Origin of the sequence: Amycolatopsis roodepoortensis (assembly GCF_014873915.1) — a bacterium.
Taxonomy (GTDB): Bacteria; Actinomycetota; Actinomycetes; order Mycobacteriales; family Pseudonocardiaceae; genus Amycolatopsis; species Amycolatopsis roodepoortensis.
Genome location: NZ_JADBEJ010000001.1, coordinates 319,595 through 339,170 on the forward strand (window position 1 = coordinate 319,595; position 19,576 = coordinate 339,170).

Genomic DNA, 19,576 nt, shown 5'->3' on the forward strand with positions numbered 1-19,576 from the left:
GGGACGGGAGCGTGTGGACGCAGCGGGACCAGATCCAGGCCTACCAATTCCTCCGCAGGAGACTGGTTTCGGCACTGGTCTCGGCTGACGCCAACCATCCGGTCGCCCCGAGCAGAAGGCTCGTCATCGGAACCCTGTGCGGCCTCGGCGTCGCGTTGCTGGTCACCGCGGTGTTCGGCGTGATCGGCCTGCTGAACCCGTCCGGCGGCAAGGACTGGCTGGCGGGCGGCAAGGTGATCGTCGAAGAGGGCACCGGCGCGCGCTACATCCTCGGCCAGGACGGCGCGCTGCACCCCGTGCTCAACTACGCCTCCGCGCGGCTGATGGCGGGCGGCAACGGCGAGGCCACCGTGACCGTCCCTTCGGACAAGCTCGCGAAGGCGCCGCGCGGTTCGCAGATCGGCATTCCCGGCGCCCCCGACTCGCTGCCCGCGGCGGCCGCGCTCGTCAAAACACCGTGGACGAGCTGCTCACGGACCACTCAGGACGCGCCCGCGTCGGCCGAACCGGAGACGACGGTGGTCCTCGGCGCGCCCGCGGCCGGGGTCGACCTGCCGAGGGACCAGGCCGTCGTGGTCCGTGTCCCCGACGGCGAGCGCTACCTCGTGACAGCGGGGCGCCGCTACAAGCTCACCCCGGAAGCCGCCACGGCGCTTCAGTTCGACACCTATCCGGTGATCGCGGTGTCCTCCCGGTGGATCGGTACCGTCGCCGCCGGACGTGATCTGGCCTACCGCGCGGTCGAGGACGCCGGCCGGCCCGGTCCGAAGGTCGGTGGCACCGCGACGAAGGTCGGTTCGGTGCTCGGCGTCGTCGACGCGATGGCTTCGCCCAACGACGCGACGTCGTACTACCTCGTCCGCGCCGAAGGGCTCCAGCCGATCGGCCAGACCGAGGCGAGTCTGCTGATCAACACGCCGGAGAACGCGGCCGCCTACAACGGTGTCCCGGCGCCCGTCGCGGTGCGCGCGGCCGACGTCGCCGCGGTGCCCAAGGTCGCCACGGCGAGGACGGGCGGCGCCGATCCCGCCGAGTATCCGGACCGGATCCCGCGAAAAGCACCCGTTACCGGACAGTCCGTGACGTTATGCGCACAGGGTTCTCGAATCGTTATCTCCGCACAGGTCCCGTTGCCGCAAGGTGCGAAGGCGATCCCGGTGACGGCGCGCACGGACGCGCTCGTCGCCGACGCCGTCTTCGTGCCTCCGTCCGGTGGTGCGGTGGTGGCGGAATCCGGTTCCGGCACGGTCTACGTCGTCACCGACACGGGCCTGAAGTACCCGGTGGCGAGCACCGAGGCGCTCGCCTCCCTCGGGTACGGCCAAGCCGAACGGCAGCCGGTTCCGAATGGATTGCTGGCACTGGTTCCGCGCGGTCCCGCGCTGGATCCGGCGCAAGCGGGTCGTGCGGTGTCCGCGGCGGGTGGGACGGGGTGATCGGGAACGTGCAGATGACCGAAGACAGGCCGGAGACCGACCGCGTCGACGTCGCGGTGATCGAAGACCATCCGCTGTACCGGCACGCCGTGGTCCGCGTCCTCACCGAGGCCGAAGGGATCGAACTGGGCGCCGTGGTCGATTCGGTCGCCCGGTTCCACGTCCATCCGCAGCCGCCCGGCAGTGTGGTGCTGCTCGACCTCGGCCTGCCGGGGATCGCCGGGGCGGCCGCCGTGCTCCAGGTGGCCGAACTGGGACATCACGTGCTCGTGGTGTCCGCGCAGGCCGAGCCCGAGCAGGTGCTCGGCGCGATCGCCGCCGGTGCCAAGGGATTCCTGTCCAAGGACGTCGACGTCGACGAGCTGCTGACGGCGATCAGGACGGTCGCGCGGGGCCGCGCCTACGTTTCCGCGGTGGTGGCCGGGATGATCATCAAGGACAACGCCGACCGTCCCGCGTCGGCCCCGGACGTCGCGCTCTCCGCGCGGGAGAAGCAGGTCCTGCGGCTGGTCGCGGCGGGCGAACGCGACGTCGACATCGCCCGCATCCTCGGCATCGGAGTTCGGACGGTCCGCGGTTATCTGGACCGGATCCGTGACAAACTCGGAGAGAGAAGGCGGGCCGGTCTGGTCCGCAAGGCCATCCAGCTCGGTCTCGCGTCTCCGCCGGAGGTGCCCGGCCCGGCTCGGCCGGTCGCGCCCCGCGCCGACGCGGGCGGATTCGAAGGACGCCGGTGAACGCAGACGAGCAGCAGCCGAAACGCACCACGCCGATCAACGTCGGGGTGATCGAAGATCATCCGCTCTACCGGGACGCCGTCGCGCGGGTCCTCACCGAAGCGCCCGATATCGCGCTGGGCGCCGTCGCCGACTCCGTCGCGCGGTTCGCCGTCCAGGAACAGCCGCCCGGCAGCGTCGTCGTCCTCGATCTCAAGCTGAGGGGCGTCCAGGACGCCGCCGCCGTGCTCGAAGTGGGGCAGATGGGGCACAAGGTGCTCGTGGTGTCCGCGCACGCCGAGCAGCCCGAGGTGCTGGGCGCCATGCAGGCCGGGGCGAAAGGCTTTCTCTCCAAGGACGTCGACGGCGACGAACTCCTGCGCGCCATCCGCACCATCGCCGAGGACAACGCGTACGTGTCGCCGACGCTGGCCGGAATGATCATCCAGGACAGCGAAGACCGCCACGCCGGGCCCAAGATCGTCCTGTCAGAACGGGAAAAGCAGGTCCTGAGGCTGGTCGCGGCCGGCGAACGGGACGTCGACGTGGCGGAGATCCTGAACATCAGCGTGCGGACCGTGCGGTCCTATCTCGACCGGATCCGGGACAAGACCGGGGAACGGCGCCGGGCCGGATTCGTGCGCGTGGCGATCCGCGAGGGCCTGCTGCGCTAGGCGCGGGGCCCCGAGAAGTTCACCCGCAGCGTGTACACCGAACTGGACGCGGTGATGAACAGATCGTTCCGCCGCGGCCCGCCGAAGGTCAGGTTCGAACAGACCTCCGGCACGCGCAGTTTCCCGATCCGCGTGCCGTCGGGCGCGAAGCAGTGCAAGCCGTCGTGCGCCGCGGCCCAGACCCGGCCCGCGGCGTCCACGCGCACGCCGTCGAAACCGCCGGCGTCGCAGGTCGCGAAAACCTCGCCGCCCGACAACACGGACCCGTCCACCGAGAAAACCCTGATGTGACTGGGTTTCTGTCGCGTGTCCGCGATGTAGAGCAGCGACTCGTCGAGTGAGAACGCCAGCCCGTTCGGGCGCGAGAAATCGTCCGCGACGATCCGTACGGAACCATCCGGATCGACCCGGTAGACGTGGCAGGCGCCGATCTCGCTTTCCGCCTGATGGCCTTCGTAGTCGCTGTCGATGCCGTAACTCGGGTCGGTGAACCAGATAGCGCCGTCCGAGGACTCGACGACGTCGTTGGGGCTGTTGAACCTCTTGCCCTGATAGGTCTCCGCGAGAACGGTGGTCGTGCCGTCGTGTTCGGTGCGCGTCACCCGGCGGCCGCCCTGTTCGCAGCTGACGAGCCTGCCCTGGCGGTCGACGGTGTGCCCGTTGTGGAATCCGGCGGGCTCGCGGAACACGCCGACCGAGCCGGTGGTCTCGTCCCAGCGCAGGACGCGGTCGTTCGGGATGTCGCTGAACACCAGGTACCGGCCGGCCGGGAAGTAGGCGGGCCCCTCGGTCCACCGGCAGCCGGTGTGGATCCGCTGCATCCACTCGTCCCCGTTGACGCGGGCGAACCGTTCGTCGAGGACTTCGAAATGCGCCTTGACCATGTCCATGGAAACCCCAGTGCTCTGAATGAGATATTGCGATCATCATGAACCGCTGAACTTGATATGGTCAACCCATGGATGACGTAGATCGCATGCTGCTCACCGCATTGCAGCAGGACGCGACTCAGGCGTACGCCGCGCTCGGCAAGGCGGTCGGCCTGTCCGCGGGCGCCGCGCACGAGCGGGTCCGCAAGCTGCGTGAACAGGGCGTCATCCGGCGCACGACCGTGGACGTCGATCCGGCGGCCGTCGGCCGGGGAGTGATGGCGTTCGTGCTGGTCGAGGCGGGCTCGTGGATGGGCGACGCGCCGACCAAGGCCGCGCTGGAGGCGCTGCCGGAGGTCGTCGAGGCGCACATCATCGCGGGCCCGGCCTCGCTGCTGGTGAAGGTGCGCACGCCGACCACCGAGGAACTGCAGGCGTCACTGCGCAGGCTGTACGCCATCGAAGGCGTCACCGGGACGCAGACGATCGTGGTGCTCGAATCCTTCTTCGAGCGGTCTGTAGACGCTAGAGGCGACGGTTCGCCAGCACCCCCGTCGCCGCCCGCGCCTTCCCGCTGACCGCTGGATCCACGTCGACGACCACCAGCTCCGGCCCGGCACCCAGCTGGGTGTGGACGCGGCCGAAACCGTCGGAGACCGTGGAGTAGCCGATCCCCGTGGGCGCCTTCGGGTTCACCGGCGTCGAGGTCGTGGCCGGATCGGCCTGCCCGCAGCCCAGCACCCAGCAGCCGGAGTCGAGCGCGCGGGCGCGGACCAGCACCTCCCACTGCTCGCGTTTGCCCTCGCCGGCACCCCAGGACGTCGGCACGAGGACGATGTCGGCGCCGTCGTCGGCCAGCTTCCGGAACAGTTCGGGGAAGCGGATGTCGTAGCAGGTCGCGACGCCGAACGTGGTCCCGTCGACCTCGAAGGTGGCGGGCGCGGCGCCGGGCGCGACCGTGTCGGACTCGGCGAACCCGAAGGCGTCGTACAGATGGATCTTGTCGTAGCCGAAGTGATGCCCCGCGCCGGTGACGAGCAGGGTGTTGCTCACGCGCCCGTCGGGTGACGGCGTGAACATGCCCGCGACGACCACGACGCCGTGCTCCTCGGCGAGCCCGGCCACAGTGGACGCCCACGGTCCGTCCAGGGGTTGCGCGACGGGCCCGAGCGGGATGCCGAAGCGCGCCATCGCCGCCTCCGGGAACACGACGATCCGGGCGCCTTCGCCCGCCGCGGCCGTCACGCCCTCGCGAATCAGCTTCAGGTTCGTCTCGGGATCCTCGGCGGCCGTGAGCTGGCACAACCCGATTCGCGGCACGGAGGCCTCCCTCATCGTGGGATCGCTGGTCACCACCCCAGTGTGCCTGCTCGGGGCGATCCGGCCACCTCGTACCCTTGACCCATGCTGAACCGTACCGACCTGCGTGGACAGGTCCCGTCCGTTGCCGAGCTCAGGCGCACGCTCCCGCGTGCCGAGTACGACGTGGACGCGGCGCTGCATCACGTACGGCCGGTGGTCGAGGCGGTCCGCGATCGCGGGGTCGAGGCGGTTCTCGAGTACACCGAGAAGTTCGACAAGGTCCGCCCCGGCGGCGTCCGCGTGGCCGCCGCGGAGCTCACCAGCGCGCTCGCGAACCTCGATCCGGCCGTCCGCGAGGCGCTGGAGGAGTCGATCGTCCGCGCCCGCAAGGTCCACGGCGACCAGCGCCGTCAGGACGTCACGACCGAGGTCGTCGACGGCGGCACCGTGACCGAGCGCTGGATCCCGGTCGAGCGTGTCGGGCTGTACGCGCCGGGCGGGCTCGCGGTCTACCCCTCGACCGTGGTGATGAACGTCGTCCCGGCGCAGATCGCCGGCGTCGGCACGCTCGTGCTGTGCTCGCCGCCGCAGGCCGCGTTCGGCGGGCTCCCGCACCCGACGATCCTCGCCGCCGCCGAACTGCTCGGCGTCGACGAGGTCTGGGCCGTCGGCGGGGCGCAGGCCGTCGCGCTGCTCGCGTACGGCGGCACCGACACCGACGGCGCGACGCTGGAGCCGGTCGACGTCGTCACCGGTCCCGGCAACATCTACCTCACCGCGGCCAAGCGGCTGCTGCGCGGCATCATCGGGATCGACTCCGAGGCGGGCCCGACCGAGATCGCCATCCTCGCCGACGAGACCGCCGACCCGGTGCACGTCGCCGCCGACCTGATCAGCCAGGCCGAGCACGACCCGCTCGCCGCGAGCGTGCTGGTCACCACATCCGAGGAGCTCGCGGACGCCGTCGACAAGGAGTTGACCGGCCGCGTCGCCGCGACCAAGCACTCCGAGCGGGTGACGGAGGCCTTGAGCGGCAAGCAGTCAGGCATCATCCTCGTCTCCACTGTGGACGACGGTATCCGCGTCGTGGACGCGTACGCCGCGGAACACCTGGAGATCCAGACCGCGGACGCGCCGGCGGTGGCTGCCCGCGTGCGCAACGCCGGCGCGATCTTCGTCGGGGCGTACGCGCCGGTCTCGCTCGGCGACTACTGCGCCGGGTCGAACCACGTCCTGCCGACCGGCGGGTTCGCGCGGCACTCGTCCGGGCTTTCGGTGCAGAGCTTCCTCAAGGGCGTGCACGTCGTCGACTACAGCCAGGACGCGCTGCGCGAGATCGCCGGCCGCGTCGTCGCGCTGGCGAACGCCGAAGACCTGCCCGCGCACGGCGAGGCCATCACGGCGCGGTTCGAAGGTGAGCGCGGATGAGTATCGGCGAGGAGATCACGCTCGGCGCGCTCCCGCTGCGAGACGACCTGCGGGGCAAGACCCCGTACGGCGCGCCGCAGCTGGACGTGCCGATCCGGCTCAACACCAACGAAAACCCGTACCCGCCGCCGGACGCGCTGGTGGCCGACGTCGCCGAGGCCGTCCGTGCCGAAGCCGCTTCGCTGCACCGCTACCCGGATCGCGACGCCGTCGCGCTGCGCCAGGACCTCGCGGACTACCTCGCGGTGTCCACCGGCGTGCTCGTGTCGGAGTCGAACGTGTGGGCCGCCAACGGATCCAACGAGATCCTGCAGCAGATCCTGCAGGCCTTCGGCGGTCCCGGCCGCTCGGCGCTGGGTTTCGAGCCGTCGTACTCGATGCACCCGATCATTTCGGCGGGCACCCGCACCGACTGGCTGCCGGTGCCGCGTCGCGACGATTTCACGCTCGACACCGAGAAGGCTGCCGCGCTGGTGCGCGAACGCCGTCCGGACATCGTGTTCGTGACCAGCCCGAACAACCCGACTGGCGGGTCGATCCCGTTCGACGAGCTGCGCGGGCTGCTCGAAGCGGCGCCGGGCATCGTGGTGGTCGACGAGGCGTACGCGGAGTTCTCGTCGCAGCCGAGCGCCGTCGAGCTTCTCGAGGAGTACCCGGCGAAGCTGATCGTGTCGCGCACGATGAGCAAGGCGTTCGCCTTCGCGGGCGGGCGGCTCGGGTATCTCGCGGCCGCGCCCGCGATCGTCGACGCGCTGCAGCTGGTGCGGCTGCCGTACCACCTCTCGAAACTCACGCAGGCCGCCGCGCGCGCCGCGCTGCGGCACGCGGACGCCACCCTCGCCTCGGTCGCCAAACTCGCTGCCGAACGCGACCGCGTGGTGGAAGCGTTGCTGGGCTTGGGATTCACGCCGGTCCCGAGCGACGCGAACTTCGTCCTCTTCGGACGGTTCGCGGACGCGCCCGCGACCTGGAAGTCCTATTTGGACAACGGCGTGCTGATCAGGGACGTCGGCATCGAGGGGCACCTGCGGGTGACCATCGGGACGCCGGAAGAGAACGACGCCTTTCTCGAGGCCAGCAAGGAGGTGCCGCGATGAGTCGCGTCGGCAAGGTGGATCGCACCACCAGGGAATCGTCCATTTCGGTCCAGCTCGACCTGGACGGCACGGGGCAGGTGGAGATCGACACCGGTGTCCCGTTCTACGACCACATGCTCACCGCGTTCGGCGTGCACGGCTCGCTCGACCTCAAGGTGCAGGCGACCGGTGACGTGCACATCGACGCGCACCACACCGTCGAGGACACCGCGATCGTGCTCGGCCAGGCGCTGCGGCAGGCGCTCGGCGACAAGAGCGGCATCCGCCGCTTCGGTGACGCGTGGATCCCGATGGACGAGACCCTCGCGCACGCCGCGATCGACGTCTCCGGGCGGCCGTACTGCGTGCACCTCGGCGAGCCGGAGCAGTTCAACAGCTTCACCATCGGCGGGAACTACCCGTTCGTGCTGACGCGGCACGTGTTCGACTCGCTGTCGTTCCACGCGCAGATCGCGCTGCACGTGCGGGTGTTGCACGGCCGCGACCCGCACCACATCGCGGAGGCCGAGTACAAGGCCGTCGCGCGTGCGCTGCGCGCCGCCACCGAGCCGGACCCGCGGGCGGGCGGCATCCCGTCCACGAAGGGCGTCCTCTAACCCCGCATCCAGAGGACTAAATGCGTCCGGTGGGCTTGTAGGTATTGAGCTGGACACCGGACGGGGTCGTCGTCGAGCCGGCGAAGTCCAGGGTCTGGGCAGGCGTTCCTTCGGCGAAGAAACGCTTGCCTGTGCCCAAAAGGAGCGGGTAGACGGCCAGCACGACTTCGTCCGCGAGTCCGTTCTCGAGCAGTGCCGAGGTCAGCGTGGAGCTGCCCGAGAGGACGAGGTCCGGACCGTCCTGCGCCTTGACGCGGCGAACGCCTTCGACGAGGTCCGGCCCGACTCCCTCGAACGGCCCCCATTTCAGGCTTTCCGGCCGGTGGGTGACGACGAACTTCGTCGCCGCCTTGAGCCGGTCCGCAAACGGGTCGCTCGGCGCGTCCGGCCAGTATTCCGACCAGAGGTCGTAGGTGCGGCGGCCGAGCAGCAGGTCGAAGCTTTCGGTGTGCGCGGCCAGGAGGGCTTCCCGGCCGGCGGGGGTCCGGTACGGCATGTTCCAGCCGCTGTACGGGAAGCCGTTCTCGTCTTCGGAATGCTGGATCACGCCGTCGAGCGAGATGTGCTCGATGATCTTGAGTTTTCTCATTTCGTCTCCAGCAGCGCGTCGAGTTGGGGCATCGCGGCGCGGAAGCCCTCTTCCATCCCGGGGATCGTCTTCTCCATGGCTTCGACGCTGGAAAAGCGCGTCACATGGACCATCCGTGATCCCATGGGTGTCGTCTCGAAGGTGAACGTCATCGAGGTGGGCATGTCCTCGTCGTTGTCGTCGCCGTCTTCCGCCTCGAAGAAGTCGATGGGGTTCACCGCGGTGAACTTCCAGGAATTGGGCCACTTCTCCCCGTTGGGTCCGGTCAGGAAGTATTCGGCGCGGCCGCCTGACCGGAAATCGTGACGGGTGAACGTGGCGGGCGCGAACGGTGGTCCCCAGAAGCGCTCCAGTTGCCTTGGATCCTCCCAAGCCGCCCAAAGCCGCTTTTGCGGAACGGGAAAGTCCGCCACGACGGTGAGGCTGAGCTTCTCGGGATCCTTGGTGACCGAGGTGATCGGCATTTCGTCATTCCCCTTCCCGGAGGACATCGTCGAGCTGCGCCACCCGCTGGCGCCAAAGGACTTCGTAGGAGTCGAGAAGCTCGGTGGCGCGCTGGAGGCGCTCGCGGTCGGTCGAGACCAGCTGTTCGCGGCCGTTGGCGCGTTTCCGGACCAGACCCGCGCGCTGGAGCACGGCGACGTGTTTCTGCACGGCGGCGAAGCTCATCTCGTACTGCGCGGCGAGATCGGAGACCGATGGCGTTTCCGTGATGGCCCGCGCCAGGATGTCGCGGCGCGTGCCGTCGGCCAAGGCGCGGAAGAGCCGGTTGAGCGACTCCTCGCTCTCCTCACAAAGTACAACCATGTGGTTGTACGTTAGCCGTGTCCGGTCCCGAGGGCAAGGTGCGGGCCCGGCGCGGTCGTGGTGGCGGAGGTGTGGCAGGGTGGCGGTCGTGAGTAACACGACCATCGCTGTGCTGCTGTTCGCGCTCGGCGGCTTCCTGATCGGCGGCGTCTACGCGACCTGGAAGAGCGTCAAGTTCATGGCCGTCGTACTGGGGATCGGCGCGGTGCTGGCGATCGGCGGGGCCATCGCCTGGCTGGCCTGACCGCCGCCCGGTAATTCGGCTGCGCGCCGTGAAGGCGGCGGGCATGCTGTCCGGCATGTCCGGAAATCCGCGCTCGGTCGCCGAAGTCGTCCGGCTCCAGCGATCGGGGAGCCGCGTCAAATTCCTGTTCTTCTGGGGCCATCAGCCCCGGCGTGACGGCACGATCGGGCCCGAATGCTTCAGCCAGTGGTGGCCCGCCCGGTTCACCGCCGACGGCGAGACCTTCCCGACGGCGGAGCACTACATGATGTGGCGCAAAGCCGTCCTGTTCGACGACGCCGAGAGCGCGACGCGGATCCTCGCCGCCCGGCATCCGCGTCAGGCCAAGGAGCTGGGCCGCGAAGTGCGGGGATTCGAGCAGAGCCGCTGGGAGGACGCGCGCTCCGGCATCGTCCTCGACGGAACGATCGCGAAGTTCGGGCAGCATCCGGAACTACGCGATTTCCTGCTCGGTACCAGGAATCGGGTGCTGGTCGAGGCCAGCCCGCTGGACGCGATCTGGGGGATCGGGCTCGCCGCCGACCATCCGGACGTCGAGAACGCGGAACGCTGGCGCGGCCTGAACCTGCTCGGCTTCGCACTGGGGGAGGCCCGCGCGGCGCTCGCCTGAGTACGTGAAGGCCCCCTTCACTGCGCTAGACGCAATGAAGGGGGCCTTCACGTACTTATCGAGGGGGGCCAAGCGACATGGGCGCACCGGGCCCAGGCCGCCTTCGCCTCCAGAACCTACTTCGAGGCGTCGACCAGCTCTCGCTCGTCAGGCGCGTCGAGCTGCTTCGCGAGCTTCTCGCCTTCGACGTCGACATCGGGCAGCACGCGATCCAGCCACTTCGGCAGCCACCAGGCACCGCGGCCGAGCAGTGACATCAGCGCCGGCACGATGGTCATCCGGATCACGAACGCGTCGACGAGCACCCCGAAGGCCAGCGCGAACCCGATCGACTGGATCAGCGACGATTCCGCGAGGACGAACCCGGCGAACACGCTGATCATGATCAGCGCCGCGGCGACCACGACGCGGGAGCCGTGCCGGAAACCGGTGACCATCGCCTGCTGCGGGTCGGCGCCGTGGACGTACTCCTCCCGCATCCGCGTCACCAGGAACACCTGGTAGTCCATCGCGAGCCCGAACAGCACGCCGATCAGCAGGATCGGCAGCATGCTCATGATCGGCCCGGTCGTCTTCACGCCGAGCAGGTCGGTGAGCCAGCCCCACTGGAACACCGCCACCACGGCGCCGAACGTCGCGACCACGGAGCCGAGGAAGCCCAGCGTCGCCTTCAGCGGGACCACGATCGACCGGAACACCAGCATCAGCAGCAGGAACGCCAGCCCGACGATCAGCGCGAGATAGGGCAGCATCGCGTCGGCGAGTTTCTCCGAGACGTCGATGTTGGCCGCGGTCTGGCCGGTCACCGCCAGCGACGCGCCGGTGGCCGTGCCGAGGCCCGCGTTCAGGCCGCGGATGTCGCTGACCAGGTCTTCGGTCGCGGTGCTGCTCGGGCCGCTCTTCGGGATGACGGTCAGCAGCGCCAGGTCGCCGGCCCGGTTGGTCTTCGGCGGCGTGACGATCGGGCGTTCGGGGAGGCCGCCGATGCCCGCGGCCGCCTGCTGGAGCGCGGCTTGGCGGTCGGCGCTGCCGCTCAGGTCGACGACGATCACCAGCGGCCCGTTCGCGCCTTCGCCGAAGCTGCGCGCGACGGTGTCGTAGGCCTTGCGCTGGGTGGTGTCCGGCGCGGCGGTGCTGTCGTTCGGCAGGCCGAGCTGCATGCTCGCGGCCGGGATGGCGACGATCGCGAGACCGGCGATCGCGGCGATCAGCACCGGGATCCGGCGGCGGGCGACGAAACGTGCCCAGCGCTCGCCGTGTGTCGTCGCGTTTTCCTTGCGGCGCAGCCGGATCTTGCCGCCCGCCAGTTTGCCGCCCGCGAACCCGAGCACCGCGGGCAGCAGGGTGAGCGCGATGACGACCGCGATCGCGACGGTGATCGCCGCGGCGATGCCCATCTCGCCGAGGAACGGGATGCCGACGACGGTCAGGCCGGCCAGCGCGATGATCACGGTCAGCCCGGCGAACACCACCGCGGAGCCCGCCGTGCCGGTGGCGCGCCCGGCCGCTTCCTCCGGATCCCGCCCGATGGTGAGTTCGTGCCGGTAGCGGGAAACGATGAAGAGCGCGTAGTCGATGCCGACGGCGAGCCCGATCATCAGCGCGAGCACCGGCGTGTTCGTGTTCAGTTCGAGGAAACCGGACGCCGTGGTGATCCCCGCCATGCCGATGCCGACGCCGATGAGCGCGGTCAGCAGCGGGATCCCGGCCGCGAGCAGCGAGCCGAAGGTGATGATCAGGACGACCGCGGCGACGGCGACACCGAGGCCTTCGGTGGCGTTCGTGGCGGGCATCGCCTGGACGGCGTCACCGCCGAATTCCACGGTGTACCCGGCGGCCCTGGCGGAATCCGCGGCGGCCATCAGGCCGTCGCGGTCGGCGTCGGTGAGCTCGAAGCCCGGAACGCGGTAGCTGACCTGCGCCAGCGCGACGTGCTTGTCGGGGGAGATGGCCTGCATCTGCAGCGGGTCGGCCACGCCGGCGACCTTCGGCGCGTCCTTGAGCCCGGTGACGAGACCCGTGATCGCCGCCCGTCCGGCCTCGTCGGTGATGTCGCCGGGCGTCGAGATGACGACGCGTGCGGTCGCGCCACCCGCGGCGGCTTCCGGGAACCGGTCGGCGAGCTGGTCGATCGCCTTCTGCGATTCGGTACCGGGGATGGTCACCGAGTTCGAAAGCTGGCCGGACAGGGTCAGCGCGCCCGCGCCGAGGGCCACCAGGACGGCGGCCCACACCGCCGTCACCAGGACCCGGCGCCGGAACGAGAACCGGCCCAGGCGGTACAGGAAGCTGGCCACGAAAGTCTCCCGTTCACTCGTTCAGGTTCATTTCAAGCTAGCCGATCGGCTAGGGGCCTACAAGCCGATCGGCAAGTGTGTGACTAGCCGCACGGCTAGTACTCGTTTGGCCGGGCGGCCACGCTTGACGTAATCTCCGACGGCTGAACGAGGAGGGAACATGGACGTCGTCCACGTGGAGGACACCCGCACGCGACTACTGGGCACGGCGTTGCGGCTGTTCACCGAACACGGCGTGGAAGGCACCTCGCTGCAGATGATCGCGGACGCCCTCGGCGTCACCAAGGCCGCCGTCTACTACCACTTCAAGACGAAGGCGGAGATCACCGAATCCGTCGCCGAACCCGTGCTGCTGGAGCTCGAAGGCATCGTCGACGACGCCCGCGCCCAGCGCACCCGGGGCGCCCAGATCGACCACCTGCTCGACGGATTCGTCGATCTCGTGGTGCGGCACCGCGCGCTGGTCGCCCTGTTCTCCAGCGACCCCGGTATCGCCCGCGCGATCGAAAAATCCGTCCACCGCTCGGAAAGCTTCAAGAACCGGCTGCTGGAGATCCTCGCCGGCCCGGAGCCGGACGCGCTGGGGATGGTCACCGCGCAGGTGCTCCTCGCCGGTATCGCCCTCGCCGGCGGCTCGCCCGAGGTCGCTTCGCTCGACGACGAGACGCTGCGCGAAACGCTCCTGGCCGTCGGCCGCAAGCTCTACAACCGCCCGCGCCGCCGTTCGTGACCGATGTGTTCAAGACAGGTGCCGCGATCCGCGCGACCCTCTCGGTATGAACATCGATCTGAACGCGGCGGCCACGTTCATGGCCACCCAGGCCCGGCTGCTCGACAGGCGGCGCTTCGACGTCCTCTTCCGCGACGGTGATCCGGCGGCGGCGCTCGCCGCGCTGGAGGCGTACCGCAATCCCGACGGGGGCTACGGCCACGGGCTCGAACCCGACTGCCGTTCGGCGACCAGTCAGCCCGCCGGCGCGCTGCACGCCTTCGAGGTCTTCGCCGACGTCGGCAAGTCGACAAGTCCGCGTGCGGCCGAACTCTGCGACTGGCTCGCCTCGATCTCCCTGCCCGACGGCGGGATCCCGTTCGCGCTGCCGATGCCGGATTCAGTCGGCAGCGCGCCGTTCTGGGCGAGCGCGGATCCGACGGTCTCTTCGCTGCAGATCACCGCGATCGTCGCGGTGACCGCGCACCGCGTCGCGGCGCACGACCCCGCGGTCGCCGCGCATCCCTGGCTGGCGAAGGCCACGGGTTACTGCCTGAAGGAGATCGAGAAGCTCGACGAGGCACCGCACGCGCTCGTGCTCGCCTTCGCGATGAAGCTGGTGGACGCCCTGGGCGACACGCGTCTGGTCGAGAAGCTCGGCCGGTTCGTCCCGGACGACGGCGTGGTCGCCGTCGGCGGCGGGATCGAGGGCGAGGCCATGCGCCCGCTCGATTTCGCGCCGGAGCCCGGTGGCCCGGCACGGAAGCTCTTCCGGCCCGAGGTCATCGAAGCGGATCTGCGCCGGGTGGCGGGCGGCCAGCACGAAGACGGGGGCTGGCGGGTCGACTACGCCAGCTATTCGCCGGCCGCCGCGCTGGAGTGGAACGGGATGTTCACCGTGGGCACGCTGGGGCTCCTGCGGGCCAATGGCCTGGTCTAGGGGAGACGGCGCAGGAATTCCGGCGGAACGGCGGCGGTGAGCCAGACGCCGTTCGCGCTCACCTGGAATTCGTGCCCGGCGGCGGCCATCTCGCCGGCGTCCACGGCGAGCAGCACCGGGACGCCGCGCCGCGCTCCGACCGTCCGCGCGGTCTCCACGGTCGCCGAAAGGTGGACGGCGTGCCGCTTCATCGGCCGTAGCCCTTCGTGCAGGATCGCGTCGAGGAACCGGGAGACCGTGCCGTGGTAGAGCACGTCCGGCGGGATCGCGGCGGGCAGGGCGAGGTCGACGTCGACGCTGTGGCCCTGGCTGGCGCGGATCCGCAGGCCGGACTCGTCGAAGGCGAAGCGGCGCTTGTCGTTGCCCTCGACCACTTCGTCGAGTTCGGCGCGGGTCAGCGGCAAACCGTTGCGGCGCAAGGCCGCCAGGAGGGTGTCGACGTCGACCCAGCCGTCAGGGGTGAGGGTGACGCCGATGTCGCCGGGTGCGTGGCGCAGATGCCGGGAGAGTCGTTTCGAGACCCGGATGAGGTGTTTCTTGTCCATTTCGAGTCACAGTGACGCATATCCGGCACCCGCGTGGCAACGGAATTCAGATGCCGCCCTCGGAAGCCGGGCGCAGTTTCCCGGCGCCGGGGCCGAAGCGGGACATCTGGTCGTCGGCGTTGTAGAGCCCGCAGCTGCGCAGGGAGAGGCAGCCGCAGCCGACGCATCCGGTCAGCCTGTCGCGCAGGCGCTGCAACGCGTCGATCCGCGCGTCGAGCTCGTCCTGCCAGCCCCGGGACAGCCGGGCCCAGTCGGCCTTGGTGGGGGCGTGGTCCTTGGGCAGGGTCTCAAGTGCCGAGCTGATGTCGTCCAGGCTGAGCCCGACCCGCTGCGCGGCGCGGATGAAGGCGATCCGGCGCAGTACCGAGCGCGAGTACCGGCGCTGATTGCCCGCCGAACGCTCGGAACTGATCAGTCCCTTGTCCTCGTAGAAACGCAAAGCCGTGTGGGGCACGCCGCTGCGGTCGGCGACCTGCCCGATGCTCAGGTGTTCAGCCAGTCTCGTCACGTCGCCAGGCTAGCCTTGACTTCGACCTAAGTCGAGGTTGCAACCTCGGTACATGACCACCGACACCAAGACCGGCTACGAGGATCTGCCGAGGCTGATCTCGTTGATGACCGGCGACGAGAAGCATCAGGCCGCCGCGGAGTCCACAGTGGACGTCCTGTGGGTGCTCTACGACCGTGTGCTCGACATCACCCCGGAGAACGTCCGTGCCCCGGGCCGCGACCGTTTCCTGCTGTCGAAGGGTCACGGCCCGATGGCCTACTACGCGGTGCTGGCGAAGAAGGGCTTCATCCACGAGGAGGAACTCGCCGACTGGACCTCGGCCGAGTCCCGGCTCGGTCACCACCCCGACCGGGCGAGGCTGCCCGTGGCCGAGATCTCCAGCGGTTCGCTCGGGCACGGTCTCCCGCTGGCCATCGGCACCGTGTTCGGCCTGCGCGCCAAGGGATTCCGGGAGGCCAAGGTCGTCACCCTCATCGGCGACGCGGAGCTCGACGAAGGCTCCAACCAGGAGGCCATCGCGGTCGCCGGCCGGATCGGCATGCCGCAGCTGACCGCGGTCGTCGTCGACAACTCCTCGGCCACCCATGGCTGGCCCGGCGGGATCGCGCGCCGGTTCGAGGTCGAAGGCTGGACGACCCGCACCGTCGACGGCCGCGATCACGACGCGCTCCACGAAGCCTTCACCACACCGCATCCGGACCGGCCGCTCGCCGTGGTCGCGACCGTCGAGCGAAAGGGCTGAACCCGTGAACATGCGTGAAACGTTCCTCGAAGCCGCCGCCGACGCGCTCGACACCGACCCGAACGTCGCCGTCGTGCTCGCCGACATCTCCGCGGCACAACTCGCCTTCGCCGCGCGGAAACATCCCGACCGGGTGCTGAACGTCGGCATCCGCGAACAACTGATGATGAGCACCGCGGGCGGCCTCGCGCTGGCCGGGATGCGCCCGATCGTCCACACCTTCTCGTCGTTCCTCGTGGAGCGGGCTTTCGAGCAGATCAAACTCGACCTCGGGCACCAGGACGTCGGGGCCGTGCTGGTGTCCTCCGGCGCGTCCTATGACATGCCGACCGCCGGGCGGACCCACCAGGCACCCGGGGACGTCGCCCTCATCGACACGCTGCCGGGCTGGACCGTGCACGTGCCGGGGCATCCCGAAGAGGCACGGCGGCTGCTGCTCGAGTCCATCCCTGGCGGCGGGCGCGTCTATCTCCGGCTTTCCGCGCAGGAGAACGCGAAAGCGCATCTGGGCGCGGGACTGCAGACGCTGCGCGAAGGCGGGCGGGGGGTGGTGGTGGCCGTCGGGCCGATGCTCGACCGGACGCTGGAGGCGACCGCCGATCTCGACGTGACCGTGCTCTACACCTCGACCGTCCGGCCGTTCGACGCCGCCGGGCTGCGCGCGGCCGTCGACGCCGCCGGGGCCACCGACGTCGTGCTGATCGAGCCGTACCTCGCGGGGACGTCGGCGCACGAGGTGACGGGCGCGCTGTCCGAAAGGCCGCACCGGCTGCTCTCCCTCGGCGTCCGGCGCGACGCGGAAGTGCGGATCTACGGCGAAATGGCCGACCACGACCTCGCGCACGGTCTCGACGCCGGCTCGATCGCCTTGTCCGTCAAGGAATTCCTCCGCTAGCGTCACCAGGATGACGAAGATCCGCCCGCTCGCGCTCGGGGTCATCCGACGTGGTGAAGACCTTCTGGTGTTCGAAGGCCGTGATCACACCAAAGGGGTGACCTACCACCGCCCGCTCGGCGGCGGGATCGAGTTCGGGGAGACCGCCGCCGAGGCGCTGCACCGCGAATTCCAGGAGGAACTCGCGGCGGAACTGACCTCGGTCGAGCAGATCGGCGTACTGGAGAACGTGTACACCTACGAAGGCAGGCCGGGGCACGAGATCGTGTTCCTGTTCACCGCGGATCTGACGGACAAGGCGTTCTACGAGCGCGACGAGGTCGGCGTGGTGCTCGACGAAGGCGCGCGCGTGCACTGGCTGCCGCTGGCCGACGTGGCCAGCGGCAAGGCGATCCTGTACCCGGACGGACTCGCGGACCTCCTTTCAGCGCAGCGCTGACCGCGCGGTCGGCGTCAGTTCCCGCTGTTCCCAAGGGAGTTCGAGGCGGCTCGCAAGTTCGGAGCCTGTCCGGGCGAGGAGTTCGCGGTGTTCGTCCGCGACCTTCGCGAACCAGACGAACACCGTCTCGCCCTCTCGCACGGGCAGCCGGGGGAAGGTGTTCTCCGCGGGCTCGGTTTCGAAGTGGCCGAACGTCTCCACGCCGGATTCCCGCAGGGCGGGCGCCACGTTCTCCGCGAAGTGTTCGGAGAACTCCTTGACGGGACCGATCGGATGACACACCGTCACCAGCACCCGGGAATCCCCGGCATCGCCGGGAGCGGGGAACCCCGGCCCGGACGGGCGCAGCAGGAGGACGTCGGAGGCGTCGATCATCGTCTCGTTCGCCGCGGGCCCGTGCGCGCGCCACACGGGCCCGTAGTAGAACGATTCGAGCGCGGCACGCCGGGACTCCATGTCCCGGAAACCGCGCAGCCACACGAACTTGTCCGGCTCGGCCGGCTCGCGGAAGAGGCCGAACAAGCGCATGCCACAGGCTTCCTGGGTCTCCACGAACTCGCGTTCGAAGAGCTCGATCAGCTCGTCCCGGCGGCCGGGGTGCAGCGTGTACCGGCGCAGCTCGACGACGGACTGGAACTCGGGGGAATCGGTCATGTGCGGACCCTAGAGGCCGGCACCGACAGTTTCCGGCGCTCAGCGGAAGGCGGCGAGCCCGGTGACCGACTGCCCGAGCGAGAGCGCGTGCATCTCTTCGGTGCCTTCGTAGGTCAGCACGGTTTCCAGGTTCGACATATGGCGCATCACCGGGTACTCCAGCGAGATCCCGTTGGCGCCGAGCATGGCGCGAGCGGTCCTCGCGACCTCCAGCGCGGAGCGGACGTTGGCGAGCTTGCCGAAGCTGACGTGGTTGTGGTGCAGCGTCCCGGCGTCCTTGAGCCGTCCGATCCGCAGCGCGACCAGCCCGGCGCGGTTGACCTCGACGACGAGATCGGCGAGTTTGCGCTGGGTGAGCTGGAATCCGGCCAGCGGTTTGCCGAACTGTTCCCGGCTCAGCGTGTACTCCAGCGCGGACTCGTAGCAGGAGCGGGCGGCGCCGACGACGCCGAACAGGATCCCGTAACGCGCCTCGTTCAGGCAGGAAAGCGGTCCGCGCAGGCCCCTGACCTCGGGGAACGCCGCCGAATCCGGCAGGCGGACGCCGTCGAGCACGAGTTCCGCGGTCAGCGAGGCCCGCAGCGACAGCTTGTGCTTGACCTCGTTCGCCGCGAAGCCCGGCGTGTTCGTGGGGACGACGAAGCCGCGCACGCCTTCGTCGGTCTGCGCCCAGACGACCGCGACGTCGGCGACGGTTCCGTTGGTGATCCACATCTTCGTACCGCTCAGCACCCAGTCCGAGCCGTCGCGCACCGCGCGGGTCCGCATGCTGCCGGGGTCGCTGCCGGCGTCGGGCTCGGTCAGGCCGAAGCAGCCGAGCGCCTCACCCGCGGCCATCCGGGGCAGCCACTCCTGCTTCTGCTCCTCGGTGCCCCATTTGTGGATCGCGTACATCGCCAGCGAACCCTGCACCGAGACGAAGCTGCGCAACCCGGAGTCGACGGCCTCCAGTTCCCGGCAGGCGATGCCGTAGGCGACGGCGCTGGTCCCGGCGCAGCCGTAACCCTCCAGGTGCATGCCGAGCAGTCCGAGCTGCCCGAACCCCTTGGCGAGCTCGGCGGCGGGCAGCGCGCCCGTCTCGTACCAGTCGGCCACGTTCGGCAGGAGCTGGTCCTGGGCGTAGGAGCGCACGGCGTCCCGCATGGCCCGGTCCTCGGCGGTGAGCTCGGCGTCGAGATCGAGGAAGTCGCGCGGATCCGGGCTGCTGCTCATGCGGTCACTCCTGGTCGGCTCGGTGGGTCGTCTTCCCATGAAGAAAACCACACACGCGACCGGAGTCGGGTGTCAGTGATTCCGCCATCCGGTGGTCTTCGTCACCTGAACCGATGCCGTGGCCGTCCGGGCGGGGGCGGAGCGCCGCTTCTGCGCCGGGATCAGCAGCTCCGCGAAGGTAGGAAAAGGCACGCTCTCGATGTCGTCCCGCCAGGCGCTGAGCAGGCGGGTCAGTTCGTCGGCGTCCTGCATCGTTCCTCCATA

25 protein-coding genes are annotated in these 19,576 nt (G+C 69.7%); 14 read left to right on the forward strand and 11 right to left on the reverse strand.

All coding sequences use genetic code 11. From position 1 onward, the window contains the following. The first annotated feature begins 11 nt into the window (after positions 1–11). From eccB to H4W30_RS01565, 3 genes are read left to right on the forward strand one after another with little or no spacing between them, the layout of a single operon-like run. On the forward strand, positions 12–1,436 hold the full coding sequence (gene eccB, locus H4W30_RS01555) for a type VII secretion protein EccB (protein WP_192741131.1): 1,425 nt from the start codon (positions 12–14) through the stop codon (positions 1,434–1,436). Between the two features lie 14 nt (positions 1,437–1,450). Continuing rightward, positions 1,451–2,173, forward strand: a complete 723-nt coding sequence (locus tag H4W30_RS01560; RefSeq protein WP_225948717.1) for a response regulator transcription factor — start codon at positions 1,451–1,453, stop codon at positions 2,171–2,173. Next, positions 2,170–2,826: a response regulator gene (locus tag H4W30_RS01565; protein ID WP_034319368.1), complete on the forward strand. Its 657-nt coding sequence runs from the start codon at positions 2,170–2,172 to the stop codon at positions 2,824–2,826. The genes H4W30_RS01560 and H4W30_RS01565 overlap by 4 nt, the downstream gene beginning before the upstream one ends. On the opposite strand, the gene H4W30_RS01570 is transcribed toward H4W30_RS01565, so the two are convergent. Then, complete coding sequence (locus H4W30_RS01570) at positions 2,823–3,716, reverse strand: SMP-30/gluconolactonase/LRE family protein (RefSeq protein ID WP_192741133.1); 894 nt, start codon at positions 3,714–3,716, stop codon at positions 2,823–2,825. The genes H4W30_RS01565 and H4W30_RS01570 overlap by 4 nt on opposite strands. 68 nt (positions 3,717–3,784) lie before the next feature. Between H4W30_RS01570 and H4W30_RS01575 the strand changes: the two genes are divergently transcribed. After that, the gene (locus tag H4W30_RS01575) at positions 3,785–4,273 is read left to right on the forward strand and encodes an Lrp/AsnC family transcriptional regulator (protein WP_192741134.1); all 489 of its coding nucleotides are present in this window, start codon (positions 3,785–3,787) and stop codon (positions 4,271–4,273) included. On the opposite strand, the gene H4W30_RS01580 is transcribed toward H4W30_RS01575, so the two are convergent. After that, positions 4,221–5,015, reverse strand: a complete 795-nt coding sequence (locus H4W30_RS01580) for a carbon-nitrogen hydrolase family protein (RefSeq protein ID WP_192742379.1) — start codon at positions 5,013–5,015, stop codon at positions 4,221–4,223. The genes H4W30_RS01575 and H4W30_RS01580 overlap by 53 nt on opposite strands. 84 nt (positions 5,016–5,099) lie before the next feature. Here H4W30_RS01580 and hisD point away from each other — a divergent pair, with 84 nt between their 5' ends. From hisD to hisB, 3 genes are read left to right on the forward strand one after another with little or no spacing between them, the layout of a single operon-like run. After that, positions 5,100–6,425 (forward strand): histidinol dehydrogenase, encoded by a 1,326-nt coding sequence (gene hisD, locus H4W30_RS01585; protein ID WP_192741135.1) that lies wholly within the window; start codon positions 5,100–5,102, stop codon positions 6,423–6,425. Continuing rightward, positions 6,422–7,522 (forward strand): histidinol-phosphate transaminase, encoded by a 1,101-nt coding sequence (locus H4W30_RS01590; protein WP_192741136.1) that lies wholly within the window; start codon positions 6,422–6,424, stop codon positions 7,520–7,522. Before hisD ends, H4W30_RS01590 begins: the two co-directional genes overlap by 4 nt. Next, complete coding sequence (hisB, locus tag H4W30_RS01595; protein WP_005155296.1) at positions 7,519–8,118, forward strand: imidazoleglycerol-phosphate dehydratase HisB; 600 nt, start codon at positions 7,519–7,521, stop codon at positions 8,116–8,118. Before H4W30_RS01590 ends, hisB begins: the two co-directional genes overlap by 4 nt. Before the next feature lie 16 nt (positions 8,119–8,134). Here the strand turns inward: hisB and H4W30_RS01600 are convergent, their stop codons facing one another. Genes H4W30_RS01600 through H4W30_RS01610 form a run of 3 tightly spaced genes read right to left on the reverse strand, consistent with a single transcriptional unit; the run spans position 8,135 to position 9,514 of the window. Then, the gene (locus H4W30_RS01600) at positions 8,135–8,707 is read right to left on the reverse strand and encodes a dihydrofolate reductase family protein (RefSeq protein WP_192741137.1); all 573 of its coding nucleotides are present in this window, start codon (positions 8,705–8,707) and stop codon (positions 8,135–8,137) included. Then, positions 8,704–9,120, reverse strand: coding sequence for an SRPBCC family protein (locus H4W30_RS01605; RefSeq protein ID WP_318780505.1), 417 nt, complete (start codon positions 9,118–9,120; stop codon positions 8,704–8,706). Before H4W30_RS01605 ends, H4W30_RS01600 begins: the two co-directional genes overlap by 4 nt. Before the next feature lie 55 nt (positions 9,121–9,175). Beyond that, the gene (locus H4W30_RS01610; protein ID WP_192741139.1) at positions 9,176–9,514 is read right to left on the reverse strand and encodes an ArsR/SmtB family transcription factor; all 339 of its coding nucleotides are present in this window, start codon (positions 9,512–9,514) and stop codon (positions 9,176–9,178) included. A gap of 88 nt (positions 9,515–9,602) precedes the next feature. On the opposite strand from H4W30_RS01610, the gene H4W30_RS01615 reads away from it, so the two are divergent. Both H4W30_RS01615 and H4W30_RS01620 read left to right on the forward strand, forming a co-directional pair. Further along, positions 9,603–9,758, forward strand: a complete 156-nt coding sequence (locus H4W30_RS01615; protein ID WP_167373564.1) for a hypothetical protein — start codon at positions 9,603–9,605, stop codon at positions 9,756–9,758. Positions 9,759–9,813: 55 nt separating this feature from the next. Next, positions 9,814–10,368, forward strand: a complete 555-nt coding sequence (locus tag H4W30_RS01620; RefSeq protein WP_225948718.1) for an NADAR family protein — start codon at positions 9,814–9,816, stop codon at positions 10,366–10,368. Between the two features lie 116 nt (positions 10,369–10,484). On the opposite strand, the gene H4W30_RS01625 is transcribed toward H4W30_RS01620, so the two are convergent. Then, a complete protein-coding gene (locus tag H4W30_RS01625; protein ID WP_192741140.1) occupies positions 10,485–12,665 on the reverse strand; it encodes an MMPL family transporter in 2,181 nt (726 codons plus the stop codon). A gap of 160 nt (positions 12,666–12,825) precedes the next feature. Here H4W30_RS01625 and H4W30_RS01630 point away from each other — a divergent pair, with 160 nt between their 5' ends. Further along, positions 12,826–13,395 (forward strand): TetR/AcrR family transcriptional regulator, encoded by a 570-nt coding sequence (locus H4W30_RS01630; protein ID WP_192741141.1) that lies wholly within the window; start codon positions 12,826–12,828, stop codon positions 13,393–13,395. Between the two features lie 46 nt (positions 13,396–13,441). Next, positions 13,442–14,314: a prenyltransferase/squalene oxidase repeat-containing protein gene (locus tag H4W30_RS01635; protein ID WP_192741142.1), complete on the forward strand. Its 873-nt coding sequence runs from the start codon at positions 13,442–13,444 to the stop codon at positions 14,312–14,314. Here H4W30_RS01635 and H4W30_RS01640 read toward each other — a convergent pair. Continuing rightward, a complete protein-coding gene (locus H4W30_RS01640; RefSeq protein ID WP_192741143.1) occupies positions 14,311–14,859 on the reverse strand; it encodes an RNA 2'-phosphotransferase in 549 nt (182 codons plus the stop codon). The genes H4W30_RS01635 and H4W30_RS01640 overlap by 4 nt on opposite strands. A gap of 46 nt (positions 14,860–14,905) precedes the next feature. After that, complete coding sequence (gene soxR / locus H4W30_RS01645; protein WP_016335982.1) at positions 14,906–15,367, reverse strand: redox-sensitive transcriptional activator SoxR; 462 nt, start codon at positions 15,365–15,367, stop codon at positions 14,906–14,908. 52 nt (positions 15,368–15,419) lie between these two features. Here soxR and H4W30_RS01650 point away from each other — a divergent pair, with 52 nt between their 5' ends. From H4W30_RS01650 to H4W30_RS01660, 3 genes are read left to right on the forward strand one after another with little or no spacing between them, the layout of a single operon-like run. Next, entirely contained in the window at positions 15,420–16,112 is a 693-nt protein-coding gene (locus H4W30_RS01650; protein WP_192741144.1) for a thiamine pyrophosphate-dependent enzyme, read from the forward strand. A gap of 4 nt (positions 16,113–16,116) precedes the next feature. Next, a complete protein-coding gene (locus tag H4W30_RS01655; protein WP_192741145.1) occupies positions 16,117–17,007 on the forward strand; it encodes a transketolase family protein in 891 nt (296 codons plus the stop codon). Between the two features lie 10 nt (positions 17,008–17,017). Then, on the forward strand, positions 17,018–17,446 hold the full coding sequence (locus H4W30_RS01660; RefSeq protein WP_192741146.1) for an NUDIX hydrolase: 429 nt from the start codon (positions 17,018–17,020) through the stop codon (positions 17,444–17,446). On the opposite strand, the gene H4W30_RS01665 is transcribed toward H4W30_RS01660, so the two are convergent. The 3 genes from H4W30_RS01665 to H4W30_RS01675 form a co-directional block, all read right to left on the reverse strand. Then, the gene (locus H4W30_RS01665) at positions 17,432–18,100 is read right to left on the reverse strand and encodes an NIPSNAP family protein (RefSeq protein ID WP_192741147.1); all 669 of its coding nucleotides are present in this window, start codon (positions 18,098–18,100) and stop codon (positions 17,432–17,434) included. The genes H4W30_RS01660 and H4W30_RS01665 overlap by 15 nt on opposite strands. A 39-nt stretch (positions 18,101–18,139) precedes the next feature. After that, a complete protein-coding gene (locus H4W30_RS01670) occupies positions 18,140–19,312 on the reverse strand; it encodes an acyl-CoA dehydrogenase family protein (RefSeq protein WP_192741148.1) in 1,173 nt (390 codons plus the stop codon). Between the two features lie 72 nt (positions 19,313–19,384). Next, positions 19,385–19,564, reverse strand: coding sequence for a hypothetical protein (locus H4W30_RS01675; RefSeq protein ID WP_192741149.1), 180 nt, complete (start codon positions 19,562–19,564; stop codon positions 19,385–19,387). Positions 19,565–19,576 lie beyond the last annotated feature (12 nt).